The 17,239-nt window shown below is 61.4% G+C and carries 12 protein-coding genes and 2 pseudogenes; all 14 read right to left on the bottom strand.

Annotated features, from left to right (window positions below):
- Positions 1-1,041 precede the first annotated feature (1,041 nt).
- The 14 genes and pseudogenes from dnaE to pyrH all read right to left on the bottom strand — a co-directional run bounded on the left by dnaE (position 1,042) and on the right by pyrH (position 17,161).
- Complete coding sequence (gene dnaE / locus RIFP1SYM_RS02765) at positions 1,042-4,566, bottom strand: DNA polymerase III subunit alpha (protein WP_039959631.1); 3,525 nt, start codon at positions 4,564-4,566, stop codon at positions 1,042-1,044.
- Positions 4,567-4,664: 98 nt separating this feature from the next.
- The gene (gene rnhB / locus RIFP1SYM_RS02760) at positions 4,665-5,237 is read right to left on the bottom strand and encodes a ribonuclease HII (protein ID WP_005959120.1); all 573 of its coding nucleotides are present in this window, start codon (positions 5,235-5,237) and stop codon (positions 4,665-4,667) included.
- Positions 5,234-6,361, bottom strand: a pseudogene (lpxB, locus tag RIFP1SYM_RS17300) (lipid-A-disaccharide synthase); the annotation flags it as partial. The gene rnhB and the pseudogene lpxB, both read right to left, overlap by 4 nt.
- A 30-nt stretch (positions 6,362-6,391) precedes the next feature.
- Positions 6,392-7,159 (bottom strand): annotated as a pseudogene (gene lpxA / locus RIFP1SYM_RS17295) (acyl-ACP--UDP-N-acetylglucosamine O-acyltransferase); the annotation flags it as partial.
- Complete coding sequence (fabZ, locus tag RIFP1SYM_RS02745) at positions 7,156-7,590, bottom strand: 3-hydroxyacyl-ACP dehydratase FabZ (RefSeq protein WP_081417690.1); 435 nt, start codon at positions 7,588-7,590, stop codon at positions 7,156-7,158. The pseudogene lpxA and the gene fabZ, both read right to left, overlap by 4 nt.
- A gap of 26 nt (positions 7,591-7,616) precedes the next feature.
- On the bottom strand, positions 7,617-8,663 hold the full coding sequence (gene lpxD / locus RIFP1SYM_RS02740) for a UDP-3-O-(3-hydroxymyristoyl)glucosamine N-acyltransferase (protein WP_005959117.1): 1,047 nt from the start codon (positions 8,661-8,663) through the stop codon (positions 7,617-7,619).
- Positions 8,664-8,678: 15 nt separating this feature from the next.
- Positions 8,679-9,191: an OmpH/Skp family outer membrane protein gene (locus tag RIFP1SYM_RS02735; protein ID WP_005959116.1), complete on the bottom strand. Its 513-nt coding sequence runs from the start codon at positions 9,189-9,191 to the stop codon at positions 8,679-8,681.
- Positions 9,192-9,208: 17 nt separating this feature from the next.
- Positions 9,209-11,494: an outer membrane protein assembly factor BamA gene (gene bamA, locus RIFP1SYM_RS02730; protein ID WP_005959115.1), complete on the bottom strand. Its 2,286-nt coding sequence runs from the start codon at positions 11,492-11,494 to the stop codon at positions 9,209-9,211.
- A gap of 178 nt (positions 11,495-11,672) precedes the next feature.
- Complete coding sequence (gene rseP, locus RIFP1SYM_RS02725) at positions 11,673-13,037, bottom strand: RIP metalloprotease RseP (protein WP_005959114.1); 1,365 nt, start codon at positions 13,035-13,037, stop codon at positions 11,673-11,675.
- A gap of 23 nt (positions 13,038-13,060) precedes the next feature.
- Positions 13,061-14,239, bottom strand: coding sequence for a 1-deoxy-D-xylulose-5-phosphate reductoisomerase (ispC, locus tag RIFP1SYM_RS02720; RefSeq protein WP_006475412.1), 1,179 nt, complete (start codon positions 14,237-14,239; stop codon positions 13,061-13,063).
- On the bottom strand, positions 14,239-15,060 hold the full coding sequence (locus tag RIFP1SYM_RS02715) for a phosphatidate cytidylyltransferase (protein WP_005959112.1): 822 nt from the start codon (positions 15,058-15,060) through the stop codon (positions 14,239-14,241). The genes ispC and RIFP1SYM_RS02715 overlap by 1 nt, the downstream gene beginning before the upstream one ends.
- 4 nt (positions 15,061-15,064) lie before the next feature.
- Positions 15,065-15,841, bottom strand: a complete 777-nt coding sequence (locus RIFP1SYM_RS02710; RefSeq protein ID WP_005959111.1) for an isoprenyl transferase — start codon at positions 15,839-15,841, stop codon at positions 15,065-15,067.
- Positions 15,842-15,879: 38 nt separating this feature from the next.
- The gene (gene frr, locus RIFP1SYM_RS02705) at positions 15,880-16,437 is read right to left on the bottom strand and encodes a ribosome recycling factor (protein ID WP_006475414.1); all 558 of its coding nucleotides are present in this window, start codon (positions 16,435-16,437) and stop codon (positions 15,880-15,882) included.
- Between the two features lies 1 nt (position 16,438).
- The gene (gene pyrH, locus RIFP1SYM_RS02700; protein ID WP_005959109.1) at positions 16,439-17,161 is read right to left on the bottom strand and encodes a UMP kinase; all 723 of its coding nucleotides are present in this window, start codon (positions 17,159-17,161) and stop codon (positions 16,439-16,441) included.
- Positions 17,162-17,239 lie beyond the last annotated feature (78 nt).

Raw genomic sequence — 17,239 nt, 5'->3', positions numbered from 1 at the left:
AGTTGTGACTGATGTGTGCCGACCTGGGCAGCAGGGTTGGCAAGCCGGCCCCAGACCGGGGCGACCGCAAAGGCGGCGTTCTGATCGTAGAACCCCTGGACGGAGACCTGGGCGGCGGGAAACCAGCGCTGTAGCGGCGTCACCACCACCTGCGCCAGCCAGGCGGCGCTGCGGCGGCCCATCAGCCGGTCCCAGGTGGGATGGGCCTCACCGTTGCGGCCCGCTGTTAGCAGCGCAGACGCATCTTTCAGGCCGATCGATTCGGCCAGCGGCACAAAGCCAGGACTGACGGTCAGGCGATTAAAATAGGCGTCAGGGTCGCCCTGCAGCAGACCACGGGCGTAGAGCCCCGCTACCGAGAGATCGCTGCTGGAATCGATGCTAAGCAGGTCGAGCTGACCACCCAGCCCGGCATAACGGGCCAGAAACGCCTCGACCAACGCCTGGCTCGTCTCGGCGCTGGCCTGCCACCAATCGGCCTGGCCCTGGGTGATCGCCGTATCCACCCCCGCACTGATGCGTTCACCGACCAGCAGCAGCAGACCCCGCTGGCCCGACGCAAGGTCACCGGTAGCAACCGCCGCCTCGGCAGCCAGTGCCTCCACCTCGGCAACGGAGCTGACCCCACTCAGATCGATCCGCTGAAGCTGAGGCAGGTTGGCAAACTGATCGGCAGAGGCATACAACCGGTAGCCCAGTGGCTGGGTGCCACCCATGGTCGGAAAGCACAGCCCCAGCAGCAACAGAATGGGCAGGAGGGTGCATCGGTAATGTTTCCAGCTGGCGATCATATCCATGCCTTCCATGAATCGAAATGGTACCTGCGTCGACTGCTGCCGCCTGGGATCAAGCACAGCAGAGACCGCCTCTCAGGGAATAATCTGAAATGCACAAACGAGCGTCATTCAGCCTGCCCAAACTGCAGAATTTGGGAATAAAAAGCGGATTAGGAATTTATTTAATCAATTTGCGGCGCAAATTGTGAAGCGCTAGACGCACCTCATGTGACATATGTCACATTTTTTTGATCGACGGGTCCGATCAACCCCGCCGGGCAATCACCACCCGAATCGCCTCTGGGCCGAGCCAGCGCTCCAGCCGCCGCAGCAGTTCGTCGCTGGGATTGACCCGCCAAGCCTCCCCCAAGTGGATCTCAGCGCTGGCCGTGGCAGAGCGATAGTGGAGACGGATCGCACATGTGCCGCCGAGAAACGGGCTCAGCAGCTGTTGCAGCTGCTGACGGAATTCGGCCACCTCGGTGGCGACCGGTGCAACCTTTAGGTCGAGGTGGCTGGCATAGAGTCCGCGCGCCTGCTCCACCGTGAGCAGGTTGTCGGCGCGCACGCTGAGGCCACCCCGGTACTCGTCGTAACTGAGGCTGCCGGAAACCACCAGCAGGTTGTCGCTGACCAGCAGATCGCGGTGCGCCTCGTAAGCCTCGTTGAACAGGGTCACCTCGATGCGACCGCTCTTGTCATCCAGCAGCAGGGTGCCCATGCGGCCGCGTTGGGTCTGCCGATGGCTGGCGGAGACCACCAGCCCCACCACCACCACCGGCACACCGCGCCGGCGACCGCCGCCTCCACCGCCGTTGTTCTCAACCGAGAGCTCGGCGATACGGCTGCTGGCCAGCTGTTTGCGATCCTGCTCGTAGCGGTCGATGGGGTGGCCGGTGAGATAGAGGCCGAGGGTCTCCTTTTCGCCTTGCAGACGCTGCTCGTCATCCCACTCCTCCACCCCCTCGGGCACCACTGCCGGCTCGGCCCCGCCCTGTGCCGATTCACCCATGCCGAACAGGTCATCCTGACCAACCTCCTGGGCCTCATGCTGCTGCTCCGCCATCTTCAGGGCCAGCGGCAGATGCAACATCATGGTGGCACGATTCTCGCCCAGACCATCCAGCGCACCGGCGCGAATCAGCGACTCCAGCACCCGCCGGTTGACCCGCTTCATATCGATACGGCGGCAGAAGCTGAACAGATCGGCGAACGGGCCGTTGGCATCACGCTCGAGAACGATGCTCTCGATCGCCGACTCCCCCACCCCCTTGATCGCGCCCAAGCCGTAGATAACGGTCTTCTCATCAGCGATGGTGAACTTGTACTGGGACAGGTTGACCTGGGGCGGCTCCACCTTGAGCTGCATGCGCCGCGACTCGTCGATCAGCGGCACCACCTTGTCGGTGTTGTCCATATCCGCCGAGCAGACCGCCGCCATGAAGGCCGCCGGGTAGTGGGCCTTGAGCCACATGGTCTGGTAGGAGACCAGCGCGTAGGCGGCAGAGTGGGATTTGTTGAAGCCGTAGCCGGCGAACTTCTCCACCAGGTCGAAGATCTTCATCGCCAGTTCGGCGTCGATGCCGTTGTTCTCCGCGCCCTCCTTGAACACCGCACGCTGCTTGGCCATCTCCTCCGGCTTCTTCTTGCCCATTGCGCGGCGCAGCATGTCGGCGCCACCCAGCGAGTAGCCAGAGAGCACCTGGGCGATCTGCATCACCTGCTCCTGGTAGAGAATAATGCCGTAGGTAGCATCGAGAATCGGCTTCAACGACCCATGTTGATACTGGGCGTCTGGGTAGGAGATCGCCTCGCGGCCATGCTTGCGGTTGATAAAGTTGTCGACCATGCCCGACTGCAGCGGGCCGGGCCGGAACAGCGCCACCAGTGCAGTGATGTCGTCGAAACTGTCGGGCTGCAACTTCTTGATCAGCTCCTTCATGCCGCGGGACTCGAGCTGGAACACCGCGGTGGTCTCGCACCGCTTGAGCATCTTGAAGGTGGCCGGATCGGCCATGTCGATGGCGCTAATATCGATCGGCTCCAAGCCCTGTTTGGCGCGCCCAGCATTCACCGTCTGCAGAGCCCAGTCGATGATGGTAAGGGTGCGCAGGCCGAGGAAGTCGAACTTCACCAGCCCCGCCTGTTCCACATCATTCTTGTCGAACTGGGTCACCAGGTTGCCACCGCCCTCTTCACAGTAGAGCGGGGCGAAGTCGGTGAGCAGGCCAGGGGCAATCACCACGCCGCCCGCGTGCTTGCCAGCGTTGCGCGCCAGCCCCTCAAGCTTGCGCGCCATCTTGATCAGCTCACCCACCTCCTCATCGGTGCGGTAGGCGTCGGCCAGATCTTCGCTCTCCTCCAGTGCCTTCTCCAGGGTCATGCCCAGCTCGAAGGGGATCATCTTTGCCACCCGGTCGGTAAAACCGTAGGGGTGGCCGAGCACCCGCCCGACGTCGCGCACCACCGCCTTCGCCGCCATCGAGCCGTAGGTGATGATCTGCGACACCGAATCACGGCCATACTTGCGCGCCACATAGTCGATCACCTCATCGCGCCGATCCATGCAGAAGTCGATATCGAAGTCGGGCATAGAGACCCGCTCTGGATTGAGGAAGCGCTCGAACAGCAGTTCGTGCTCGATCGGGTCGAGATCGGTGATCTTCAGCACGTAGGCGACCAGCGAGCCGGCGCCGGAGCCGCGCCCCGGCCCCACCGGGATAGCGTTGTCCTTGGCCCACTGGATGAAGTCGGCAACGATCAGGAAATAGCCGGGGAAGCCCATCTGGTTGATCACGTCGAGTTCGATCTGCAGCCGCTCGTCATAGGGCTTGCGGATCTCCGCAAAGTCGGCGCTGCTAGTGTCGAACAACTGCTCGAGTCGCCACTCCAGCCCCTTGCGCGACTCCTCGGAGAAAAACTGCTCGATGGTCATCCCCTCGGGGATCGGGAAGTCGGGCAGGAAGTGCTTGCCGAGAGTTAACGCAAGGCTGCAGCGCTTGGCGATCTCGACACTGTTGGCGAGCGCCTCTGGGATGTCGGCAAACAGCTCGCACATCTCCTGCTGGGTGCGCAGATACTGCTGCTCGCTGTAGAGCCGCGGGCGGCGCGAATCCTCCAGGGTGCGGCCATCGTGGATGCAGACCCGCACCTCATGGGCTTCGAAATCCTCGCTGGCGAGAAAACGCACATCGTTGGTCGCCACCACCGGCACATCCCGGGCCGCCGCCAGGGCTACCGCGGCGTGCAGATAGGCCTCCTCATCGGGACGACCGGTGCGATTCAGTTCCAGGTAGAACCGATCACCGAACAGCTCCAGCCAACCCGCCAGCAGCCTCTCCGCCGCGGCCTGGTTGCCCGCCAGCAAGGCGCGCCCCACATCCCCGTCACGCCCTGCTGAGAGGGCGATCAAGCCATCCACGCTGCCTTCGAGCCAGGCCCGATCCAGCATCGGCCGGCCTAGATGCTGGCCCTCACGATAGCTGCGCGAGACCAGCCGGGTCAGGTTGCGATAACCCTCAAGATTCTGCACCAGCAGCAGCAGACGGAAGGGCTTGTTGACATCATCCGGATTGCGGAGCCACAGATCGGTGCCGGCGATCGGCTTGATACCGCCGCCCAGCGCCGCCTGGTAGAACTTGATCAGAGCAAACAGGTTGGATTGATCGGTGAGCGCCACCGCCGGCATGCCCAGCTCCACCGCCTTTGCCACTAGCGGTTTGATGCGCACCATGCCATCGACCAGGGAGTATTCAGAGTGGACGCGGAGGTGGATGAAGTTGGGTTGCATGGGGCGTGACTTAAGGTGCTCGGTGCGGCGGCTAATTGAGGATGCAGAGCTTACCAAATCGCCCCGGCCAGGCGCGACCCTCGCCCCCCCCGGCCGGCTCAATCGAGCAGCCGGCGCACCGGGGCGAAGGAGCGGCGGTGGATCGGGCTGACCCCCAGCTCCTGCAACGCCTGCAAGTGGACCTTGGTAGGATAGCCTTTGTGACGGGCCAAGCCGTAGCCGGGATGGTGTTGATCGAGCTCGACCATCTCCCGGTCGCGCGCCACCTTGGCGATGATGGAGGCGGCGCTGATCGCCTCGACGCTGCTGTCGCCGCCGATGATCGCCTCCACCGGGCAGGCGAGCTGCGGGGCATGTTTGCCATCCACCAGCACCCGCTGCGGCGTCAGTGCCAGTGCCTCCACGGCGCGGCGCATCGCCAGCAGGCTCGCCTGCAGGATGTTGATCTGGTCAATCTCCTCCACCTCGGCGCGCCCCAGCGCCCAGGCCAGCGATTGGGTGCGAATCTGCTCCGCCAGCTGTTCGCGACGCTTTTCCGAGAGCTTTTTAGAGTCGGCCAGTCCCTCAATCGGCTGCGCCGGGTCGAGGATCACCGCCGCAGCCACCACCGGGCCGGCCAGTGGCCCGCGGCCCACCTCGTCGACCCCCGCAACAAAGATATGATCAGTCACTTTTGTTCTCCATCAAGCATCGCCAAGATCGCATCCGCAGCACGATCGGCTGCGTTGCGCCGTAGGTTTTTGTGAATCTCGGCATAGCGTGTGGCGATTTCGGCACGCCGCTGCGGATCATCGAGCAGCGCCAGCAGCGCAGAACCCATCGCCTCGGGTTCTACCTGCTGCTGCAGAAACTCTGGCGCCAGCTCCTCTTCTGCCAGCAGGTTGGCCATCGCCATGTAGGGGATCTTCACCAGATTGAGGCGGGTCACCAGCCAGTAGGTGAGTGCTGCCAGCCGATAGGCAACCACCATCGGCCGCTTCAGCAGCAAGGTCTCCAAAGTGGCGGTGCCGGAAGCGGTGAGCACCAGATCCGCCGCGCCGATCGCCTCGCGCGGGCGGCCATCCAGCAAGGTCAGGGGCAGGCCGGGGGCGAACTCTGCGGCCGCTATGGAAAACGCCTCGCGGAGCCGCTGGTTGACCATCGGTGCGACAAACTGCAGTTCGGGGCGCTGCTGATGGCACCAACTAGCGGTCTGCAGAAACGCCGCCGAGAGCATCTTCAGCTCGCTCATGCGGCTACCCGGCAATAGTGCGATCACCGGCCGCTGCGGATCGAGGCCTAATTCATGACGCAACTGCTGCGCATCCGCCGGCTCGAGTGGGATCTGATCCGCCAGCGGGTGGCCGACATATTCGGCACGCACCCGGTTGGCGCGCAGAAATTCACTCTCGAAGGGAAACAGGCAGAGCATCAGATCGACCGCGCTATGCAGATTTTTGACCCGCCCCTGGCGCCAGGCCCAGACCGTGGGGCTGACAAAGTGTGCGGTGCGGATGCCATTTTGTTTCAGACGGCGTGCCAGCGGCAGATTGAAATCAGGGGCATCCACGCCGATGAAGAGATCCGGCGGGTCGGTGCGAAAATGGTTGTAGAGACGGCGGCGCATCGCCAGCAAGGCGGGCAGATGTTTCAGCACCTCGACCAGCCCCATCACCGGTTCGATACGAGCCAGAGGCTGGCAACCGGCCGCCTCCATCTGCGGCCCGGTCACGCCTTCGAAGCGCAGCCCCGGACGTTTCGCCTGCAGTGCCTCGATAAGAGAGGCTGCGAGGATGTCGCCCGAGACCTCGTTGGCGACGATGCCAATACGTATCATCAGCGGATGAATGCCGCGTCCGCTGTCGTGCAGAAAATCGACCATCAGATCCACCTCTGGTGTCTCTGCGGCGATCACCCGCAGGTCGTCGAGCGCCTCTTCGAGACGCTGATTCGACATGTAGATCGCCTTGTAAGCGCGCTTGATCTGCTGCATCGCTGTCTCGGAGAAGTCGCGTCGACGCAGCCCTTCGCGATTGATGCCGTGGGGTTTGGCGGGTTGGCCCGAGACCATCAGGTAGGGCAGCACATCCTTGCTGATCGCCGAGCCCATGGCACAGAAGCTGTGGGCGCCGATGCGGCAGAACTGGTGCACGATAGTGAAACCGCCGAGGATGGCGTAGTCGTCGATAATCACATGGCCACCCAGGGAGGCGGCATTGGCCATGATCACGTTGTCCCCCAGCTGACAGTCGTGGGCGACATGAGTGTAGGCCATCAGCAGGTTGTCGTTGCCGATGCGGGTGGTCGCTGTATCCTGCAGCGTGCCGCGGTTGATGGTGGTGAATTCGCGGATCACGTTGCGATCACCAATCTCCAGCCAGGTCTCTTCGCCGGCGTACTTTTTATCCTGGGGATCTTCACCGACCGAGGCGAACTGGAAGATGCTGTTGTCCTGGCCGATGCGGGCCGGCCCTTTGATCACCGCATGGGGACCCACTCTGGTGCCTTTGCCGATCTGTACACCGGCACCGATGATGCTGAACGGGCCAACCTCGACCCCCTCCTCCAGCTCAGCCGACGGGTCGACGATGGCACGCGGGTCGATCAGGGTCATATCTCCCGGGCGGTACAGATGATGTTGGCGGTGGCTGCGACCTTACCATCCACCGTCGCTTTGCAGGAGAACATACCCATACCGCGACGCATGGCGGTCTGCTCCACCTCAATGCGCAGCTGATCACCCGGCTCCACCGGGCGTTTGAAGCGCGCCTTGTCGATGCCGACAAACAGGTAGATGGTGTTTTCACTGACAGTGGAAGGGTTTGACTCCATCGCCAGCAGACCGGTAGCCTGGGCCATCGCCTCGACGATCAACACCCCCGGCATCACCGGCTTGATCGGGAAATGGCCGTTGAAGAAGGGTTCGTTGTAGGTGACATTCTTCAGCGCCACCAGCCGGGTATCTTTTTCAAATTCCATGACCCGGTCGATCAACAAAAACGGGTAGCGGTGCGGCAGCAAGCTGAGCACCTTTGTAATATCCATAACGGTCAAAACGCTCTCCCCACTCTTCAATCTTTTGGCTGGCTGACATTACCCAGCAACTCTTTGACTTGTTTTTCAAGTTGCTTCAGGCGCTTGGCAAAATCATCCAGATGGCGGATCCGGGCCACGGCCCTTTTCCAGGCACTATTCTCGGTCGCAGGCAGGCCGCTGCTGTAGTAGCCCGGCTGTTCAAAGGAGCGGGTTACCAGCGCTTGACCGGAAAAGTGCACATTGTCACCGATTTTGATGTGTCCAACCACACCGGACGCACCGCCGAAAGTACAGCCGCGGCCAATTCGGGTTGAGCCGGCGACGCCGCTAAGCCCCGCCATCGCGGTATCTTCTCCCACCTGCACGTTGTGCGCGATCATGATCAAGTTGTCCAGCTTGACCCCGTCCGCCAGTACCGTATCGTCCAGGGCGCCACGGTCGATGGTGGTGTTGGCACCAATCTCGACCCGCTTGCCAACACGCACCCGCCCCAGCTGCGGTACTTTCTCCCAGCGCCCCTGGTCGTTGGCCAGGCCAAAACCGTCGGCGCCCAACACCGCACCGGGGTGAATCAGGCACCGCTCACCGAGCTCGGTATCGCGGCAGAGGGTGACCCGCGCTACCAGCCGCGATCCCGCCGCAATTTTACAGCCAGGCTCGATCACGCAGCCCGGCCCAATATAGACTCCGGCACCGATCATCACATCGGCACCGACCACCGCACAGGGTCCGATCCAGGCGCTGGCATCTACCGCAGCACTCTCATCCACCACGGCACTGGGGTGACGGCCCGGCTCAAATCGCGCGGGCGGAAACAGCTGCGCGGCGATACGCGCATAGGCCAGGTGCGGATTATCACTGATCACCACTGCGGCGTGACAGTGCTCCGCATACTCGGCAGAGAGAATCACCGCAGAGGCTTTGGTATCCGCCAGGTAGTGCCGGTATTTCGGGTTGGTGAGGAAGCTGATCTGGCCGGAAGTCGCGCCGGAGAGCGTACCGACCCCGCTGATCCTGAGATCAGGATCACCCCGAAGTTCCGCCCCAACAGAGGCAGCAAGGTCCCCCAGCCGGCTCACCATACCCCACTCCTCCCGCTATTTCGAAACCAGTTCCCGCAGCTTCTCCAGCACCATCTCTGAGATATCGATCCGCTTGCTGAAGTAGACCACGCCGTCGGAGACGATCAGGTCGATATTCTCCGCCTTGCCGACATCGCGGATCACCTCCCGCACCTGGGTCCGCAGCTTTTTGAACTCCTCGTTCTGGCGCAGGTTGAGGTCCTCGCGAAACTCGGTCTGTGCATTTTTCAGCTTGCGACGACGGGAGAGAATGTCGCGTTCAAGGCGTTTGACCTCGGATTCGCTCATCACCGTACCGTCCCGCTTCAGCTTTTCCTCCAGCTGCTTCAGTTGGCTCTGGCTCGACAGCAGATCCTTCTCACGGCGGGAGAACTCCTTCTGTAGCCGCTTGCGGGCCGCCTGGTACTGGGGGGACTCCTCAAACACCTTGGTCGCGTTGACAAAGGCGATCCGGTAATCCTCTGCCATCGCGGCGCTTGCGCCGGCCAGCAACAACACCAGAAAAACAAATTTCAAAACTCTATTCACTATTTACTCCTACTGCATCAATAGGTCGTACCAAAACTGAACTGAAGCGTCTCGACTGAATCACCCGACTTATCATTCAATGGATGACCGAGACTAAACGCCAATGCACCCACTGGCGATAGCCAGGATACCATTACGCCAGTGGACATCCTGATCTCATCCCAATCGATACTGCCTCCATCACGCAGATCAAACACATTGCCCGCATCGAAGAAGACCCCCCAGCGCATGGTTTTTCTGAAGGAATCCATTGGCGGCGGCATCAAAAGTTCGACCTGGCCGATCAGCTTGCTGTTCGCCCCCAACGCCCTGTCGGTGGAGTCCTTAGGACCGAGGGTATTATCTTCGAAGCCACGCACCGATCCGATACCACCGGCGAAAAAGTTGCGGAAGAAGGGCAACTCACCGCCAGAGTAACCCTCGCCATAGCCAAGTTCCCCGTTGAGACGCAGGGTCAGCGAACGGCTCAGCGGCAGATAGTGGGTATGACGGTAGTTGATCCGGTAATATTGGAGGTCACTGCCCGGCACATTCATCTCCAGCGACAGGCGTTGATGCCCGCCCCGGCTGGGAAATATGGCGCTATCGCGACTGTCGCGGTTCCAGCTGGCCATCAACTCCACGTCGTCAAATTCGTCGCCGTTGCGGTCCTTGAAGTCGATCACCTCGTCGGAAGGGGAGTCTCCCAACACAAAACGGGTATGTTCATAGGCGAGACTAAGCCTGAAGCGATCATGCTCGGTCAGCGGCAGACCAAAGTTCACTCCCAGACGACTCACATCGGTGGAGTAGCTAGAGATATTCAATTCGGAAAAGTCGGTCTCCTGGAAGATCGCCTCAAAGCCGCGACTGATGCCATCGATGGTGTAGTAGGGGTTGGTATAGGAGAGGTTGACCCGCCGGTTGGCCTTACTGGTGTCAAAGCCCGCGCTGACATGTTTGCCGGTACCCAGGAAGTTATCCTGGGAGATACTGCCGTTAAAGATGATGCCCTGGCTCTGCGAGTAGCCCACACCAGCCGCCAGGTTACCCGAAGGCTTCTCGTTCACCTTGATCTCGATATCCACCTGGTCATTGCGGCCGGGTACCGCCGGCGTCTCCAGCGTGACCTCATCGAAATAGCCCAGACGCTGCACCCGCTCGCGGCTCAGCTTGATCTTGCCACCGGAGAACCAGGCAGATTCCATCTGACGCAACTCACGCCGCACCACCTCGTCACGGGTATTGGTATTGCCGCTGATGTTGATGTTACGCACATAGACCCGGCTGCCGGGATCGACGAAATAGGTGATCGCCACCTCGCGCTTCTCTCGATCGATGTCGGGGATGCTGTTGACGTTGGCGAACGCATAGCCGGCGTCTGCGAGTTTGCTGCTGATGCGCTCCGCACTGGCGGTAGTCTGCTTGCGTGAGAAGACCTCGCCACGTTTCAAGTGGATCAGCGGGAAGAATGTCTCGGTGGGCAGCTCCAGATCACCCGCCAGTTTGATCTCGCTGATCGTGAAGACATCACCCTCGGTGAGTACCACGGTAACGTAGATGTCCCTCTTGTCCGGGGTGATCGAGACCTGGGTCGAGTCGATCTTAAAGTCGATGTAGCCGCGATCGAGGTAGTAGGAGCGAAGCTTCTCCAGATCTCCGGCGAGTGCCTGCTTGGAGTATTTGTCCTTGTCCGAGAAGAATTCGTACCAGGCCGGCACACCGAGCTGGAACTCATCCAGCAGATCGTCGTCATCAAATGAATCATTGCCGATGATGTTGATCTTCTTAATGCGTGCCGAAACGCCTTCAGAGATCGTTATCGCCACCGCCACCCGATTGCGCTCCAGCGGCGTCACCGTGGAGTCAATCTTCACTCCGTACTTGCCACGGGAGAAGTATTGCCGGTTCAGCTCCTGCTCCACTCGCTCCAGCAGGGCGCGCTTAAAGACTCGACCCTCGGCCAGTCCAATCTCCTTCAGCCCCGCCTTGAGCTTATCGGTCTCCAGATCCTTGTTACCCTCGAAGCTGATCTCGGCAATAGCGGGGCGCTCCTGCACCACTACCACCAACACATCGCCATCCTGCTCCAGTCGGATATCCTTAAAAAAACCGGTCTTGAACAGGGCACGGATGACCTCAGCCGTATCACCCGGCTCCAACCGCTCTCCCACCTTCACCGGCAGATAATTGAAGACGGTGCCCGCCGCAATGCGCTGCAGACCCTCGACGCGGATATCGCGCACCACAAAAACGTCCGCCCCGGCAACAGCGGCCATAGAGAACAGCAGAAATCCGACCAGGGATCTTGTCAGCGCACCCATAAAAGACTCAAAAACCTGATTAGTATCCGTGTGGCACGACCCACCACCAAAGCCTGTCTCCAGGCCCCAGCGTTCCCGACAACAAAAGAGTTGGAAAAACCGGACGTTATTATTACAGCCGCGCTAGTATAAGGGATCTTCCCTGGTTAGCCTACCGCGCCCATCCCCCTGCAACGTTTCAGCCGAGCAGCCGATTGATGTCCACGTAAAACGCCAGCCCCATCAATGCCAACAACAGCAGCATGCCGATCTTCTGCCCCTGCTCAACAAACCGTTCCGACAGGGGACGGCCCTTCACCGCCTCGAGCAGGAAAAACAGCAGATGACCGCCATCGAGCACCGGCACCGGCAGCAGATTGAGCACACCGAGACTGATACTCACCACCGCCAGAAACTTGAGAAAATAGACCAGCCCGTAACTGGCCGACTTGCCAGCCGACTCAGCGATCGAGATCGGCCCGCTCAGGTTCTTCACCGAGACCTCGCCGATCAGCATCTTGCCGAGCATCTTCAGCATCAGCGAGGAGAGATCCCAGCTCTTCTGCAGCGCCTTACCCAGCGCCTCCACCGGTGGATAACTGACCTCCACCTGGAACTCATCCATCAGCCCTTCAGGCACCTGCACGCTGGCGCCAATGCGCCCAATCGGCTTGCCCTCGCTCTCGATCTTCGCAGGTGTCAGCTCGACAAAGAACCGCTCATCGCCCCGCTCGACCTCGACCTGCATCGGTAACGCAGGATGAGCCCGCACATACTTCACCCAGGCGCTCCAGCTGGCCAGCGGCTCGCCATCGACGCTGAGCAGCCGATCCGCCACCTGCAGACCAGACTGTTCAGCCGGCTCACCCGGCAGCAGAGCACCGATCACCGCCGGCAGATGGGGGCGCTTCGGGGCCAGCCCCAGACGCAACAACAGCTGCCCATCCTCTGCCATCTGATGCAGATTTTTGGTCTCAAGCCAGCGCACCCGCTGACGCCCCGACTCATCTTCAGTAGTTACCGCCAAGCGCTGATGCTCGATCGATTGCGCCAGCAACGCGTAGACGACGCTCTCCCAGGTGAGCGTCTCCTCACCGTCCACTGCCAGGATCTGATCATTTACCTCAAAACCGGCCTGCGCCGCCAGCGATTCCGCTTCGACACTCCCCACAAGGGGCTTCAGACCGATGTCGCCACTGACAAAGATCAGCCAGAAGGCGAAGATCGCAAACAGAAAGTTGAATAGCGGACCGGCCACCACGATGGCACTGCGCACCGCCAACGATTGCCGGTTGAAAGCGCGATCCAGCTCCGCTTCAGGGACCGGCGCCTCACGCTCATCCAGCATCTTGACGTAGCCACCCAGCGGGATTGCCGCCACCACATACTCGGTCTCATCCCGCTTGCCCTGCCAACGCCACAGGGTGCGGCCAAAACCGATCGAGAAGCGCAGCACCTTAACCCCAAGCTTGCGCGCCACCCAGAAGTGGCCAAACTCATGGACTGCGATCAGGATCGCCAGCGCGAGCAAAAAGGAAAGTAGCGTAAACAATAGGGAACCCATCGAAACCTCCGGCAGTCAGGGCGTCAGACCCTTTCCCGCACCACTTGTTCCGCATACTCCCGTGCGCGGTGATCCTGCTCCAGCAGCAGTTCGAGAGTCTCTGCCGGTTCGACGGCAAAGGCATTCAAAGTCTGCTCCACCACCTGTGGGATGCCAAGGAAGTCGAGATTTCCCTCAAGGAAGCGTGCCACCGCCACCTCATTCGCCGCATTCAACACCGCCGGCGCGGTACCGCCCGCCTCGATCGCCTGATAGGCGAGACGCAGACAAGGGAATCGCTCGGTGTCTGGGGCCTCGAAATCGAGCCGCGCCACCGCAAATAGATCGAGGCTGCCGACCCCCGACTCGATCCGCTCCGGCCAAGCCAGGGCGTGGGCGATAGGGATTCGCATGTCAGGATTACCCAGCTGCGCCAGCACCGAGCCGTCGTTGTACTCCACCATCGAGTGGATCACACTCTGCGGATGCAGCACGACCTCGACCTGCTCTGGTGAGGTGCGGAACAGCCAGCAGGCCTCAATCACCTCCAACCCCTTATTCATCATGGTGGCGGAGTCGACAGATATTTTGCGCCCCATCTCCCAATTAGGGTGGGCGCAGGCCTGCTCCGGGGTGACCGCACGCAACTCATCCAGGCTGCTGCGGCGAAACGGTCCGCCGGAAGCGGTCAGTAGGATCTTTTTCACGCCGACCTGCGCCAGCCCCCGCTCAAAGTCAGCCGGCATGCACTGGAACACCGCGTTGTGCTCCGAATCGATGGGCAGGATCTCGGCGCCATGCTGGCGCGCCTCCTCCATAAACAGATGCCCGGAGACCACCAGCGCCTCCTTATTGGCCAGCAGCAGCCGTTTGCCGGCGCGCACCGCCGCCAGCGCCGGCAGCAGCCCGGCGGCGCCGACGATCGCCGCCATCACATAGTCAGCCTCGGGCATCGAAGCAACCCGCTCCAAGCCGACCACACCAGAGAGCACCTCGATGTTTAGCGACTCATCCCTCAGCCGCCCGGCCAGCGCCTCCGCCGAAGCCTCATCGGCCATTACCGCCACCTGCGGGCGGAACGCCTGGCACTGTTGAAGCATCCCCTCCACATCGTGGTTGGCAGTCAGCGCCACCACACGATAGCGCTCCGGGTGGCGCGCCACCACGTCCAGAGTGCTGACTCCGATCGAACCGGTGGAACCCAAAATCGTCAGCCCTTTCATCACACTCTGCCCATCACTATCAGACCCAAAACGAACACCGGAGCTGCCGCGGTCAGGCTGTCGATCCGATCCATCATGCCACCGTGGCCCGGCAGCAGCGTACCACTGTCTTTCATGCTGCGCTGACGCTTCATCAGGCTCTCAAACAGGTCACCGGCTACTGAGAAGATCGTGGTCAGCAGACAGAGCAGCAGCAGCCCGGGATAGTCGGCCAGTGGCGCCTCCAGCCACCAGCCGAGCCAGAGTCCCAGCAGCAGCGCACTAACCAGCGCTCCATAGACTCCCTCTCGACTCTTGCCCGGGCTGACCCGCGGTGCCAGCTTGACCCGCCCCCAGCGCCTGCCGGCAAAGTAGGCACCGCTATCTGCACCCCAGATCAGCACCAGCAGGAACAGCATCAGGCCGGGGCCCCGCTCTGCGGTGTAGTGAAGATAGACCAACGAAAACCAGGTCGGCACCAGCACCAACAGCCCTTCGGCCGCCTGTAGCGGGCTGAAACCCTCGAGGCTCACGCCACCCGGGTAACGCCACAATCGCAGGATATTAAACAGCCACCAGAGCACCACCAGACTCAGCAACGGCATGACCCAGCCGTGCTGATCAAACAGCAGCGATACCGCCAGCAGCGCAACAGTGACCAGCAAGATATAGAGGGAGCGGTGCAAACAGAAGCCAAGACCTGAGAGTCGCCCCCACTCATTGGCTCCTAGCGCCAGAGCCAGCCCCAGCAGCATCGCCAGATAGAGACTTGGGAGCAACAGCACCGCTGCTACCACCAGCGGCACCAGTATCAGAGCAGTCAGCAGGCGCTGTTTGAGCATGTGCTCAGAGATCCTTGGCCGATTGCGTCTCCACCACCTGCTCGCCGGTGCGACCGAAACGACGCTGCCGACGGGAATAGTCGGCAATCGCCGCGTCGAGGGCAGCGGCATCGAACTCAGGCCAGAGCAGATCGGTGAAGTAGAGCTCGGAGTAGGCCGCCTGCCAGAGCAGAAAGTTGCTCACACGGCACTCGCCGCCAGTACGGATGAAGAGGTCGGGATCAGGCAGATCAGGGAAGGCAAGCTGCGCCGCCAGTGCCTGCTCGTCGATGGCATCGACATCGATCTCACCGGCAGCCGCCTGCCGGGCCAGTCGACGCGCCGCGCGAATGATATCCCAGCGGCCGCCGTAGTTTGCCGCCACCTGTAATATCAGACCACTGTTCGCCGCAGTCAGCGCCTCCACCTCATGGATGCGTCGCTGCAGTTTTTCCGGAAAGGCTGTGCGGTCGCCGATCACCCGCAGCCTGACACCGTTGCGGTGCAGGCGTCGCGCCTCCTTTCTGAGGGCGCGGATGAACAGATCCATGATCAGGCCGACCTCTTTCTTCGGCCGCTGCCAGTTTTCACTGCTGAAGGCGAACAGGGTGAGCACCTCTATGCCCTGCTGCACGCAGTGTTCCACCACCTTGCGCACCGATTCGACACCGGCGGGATGACCAGCGTAGCGCGGTAAACCCCGCTGCCTTGCCCAACGACCATTGCCGTCCATAATGATTGCAATGTGCCGGGGAAGCTGGGGGGGCGTCCCGGTGCTGTCGGTCTGGCCTGCTGTGCTCATAAGGAGCTGAAATCCTGTTGCTAATCTCGCCTTGACGATCAGAACTCCATCAGATCTTTCTCTTTTACCGCCAGGACTTCATCGATGGTCTTGACGTGCTGATCGGTCAGTTTCTGGATAATCTCCTGGCCACGGCGCTCGTCGTCCTCGGAGATCATCTTCTCTTTCACCAGATCCTTGAGATCGTGGTTGGCGTCGCGGCGGATATTGCGCACCGCCACCCGTGCTCCCTCCGCTTCATTGCGCGCTATACGGATCATGTCCTTGCGGCGTTCTTCGGTAAGCGGCGGCATCGGCACCCGGATTACGGTGCCCGCCGACATCGGATTGAGGCCGAGGTCGGAGGTCATGATCGCCTTTTCCACCGCCTGCACCATGGTCTTCTCCCAGGGGGTCACGGCCAGGGTGCGAGCATCCTCGATATTGATGTTAGCCACCTGATTGAGTGGCGTCTCGGAACCATAGTAGTCGACCTTGATGTGGTCGAGCAGGCTTGGATGGGCCCGCCCGGTGCGGATCTTGGCCAACTCGTTGTGCAGCGCTTGGACACTCTTGTCCATGCGTGTTGCTGCATCGCTTTTGATATCGTCGATCATCTCACTCTCCGCTCTCAACCAAGGAGCCGATCGCCTCTCCGCGCATCAGACGCATCAGGGCACCATGTTCGTTGACATTCATGATACGCAACGGCATGCCATTGTCACGACAGAGCACGATCGCCGTTGCGTCCATCACCTGCAGATTCTCTGCCAGCGCTCGATCGTAACTGAGCACCGGATAGAATTCAGCATCGGCCACCTTCACCGGATCGGCGGAGTAGACGCCGTTCACCTTGGTCGCCTTGATCATCAGATCGGCCTTGATCTCAATCGCCCTCAGCGAGGCGGCGGAATCAGTGGTGAAGTAGGGATTGCCGGTGCCGGCCGCCAGGATCACCACCTCACCAGCCGCCAGACAGGCACGCGCCTGACGAGCGGTGAAGCCCTCGCAGACATCCGGCATCGCCAGCGCCGACATCACCCGCGTCGGCACACCGATGCGCTGCAATGCATCCGCCATCGCCAGCGAGTTCATCACCGTCGCCAGCATCCCCATGTGGTCGCCGGTGACCCGGTCGATGCCGCCCTGGGCCAAACCGGCGCCGCGGAAGATGTTGCCGCCGCCGATCACCATGCCGACCTGCACGCCAGCCTCGCTCAGTTCTTTGACCTCGCCGGCAACCCGCGCGATCACATCCGGATCAATGCCGAAGTCGCCGCTGCCCATCAGGGCCTCACCGCTAAGTTTGAGTAGAATCCGCTGGCAGATCAGTTCCGACATGGTTTACCGCATTCCTTGTTTTGTAGGGATTGGAAGACTAGGCTGCCGCCCCTGGTGGGGCAGCGGCCAGATTTCGCA

Source organism: endosymbiont of Riftia pachyptila (vent Ph05) (assembly GCF_000224455.1).
Taxonomy (GTDB): domain Bacteria; phylum Pseudomonadota; class Gammaproteobacteria; order Chromatiales; family Chromatiaceae; genus Endoriftia; species Endoriftia persephonae.
The sequence above is the reverse complement of the archived record's forward strand: the minus strand, read 5'-3'. Positions and strand labels throughout refer to the sequence as shown.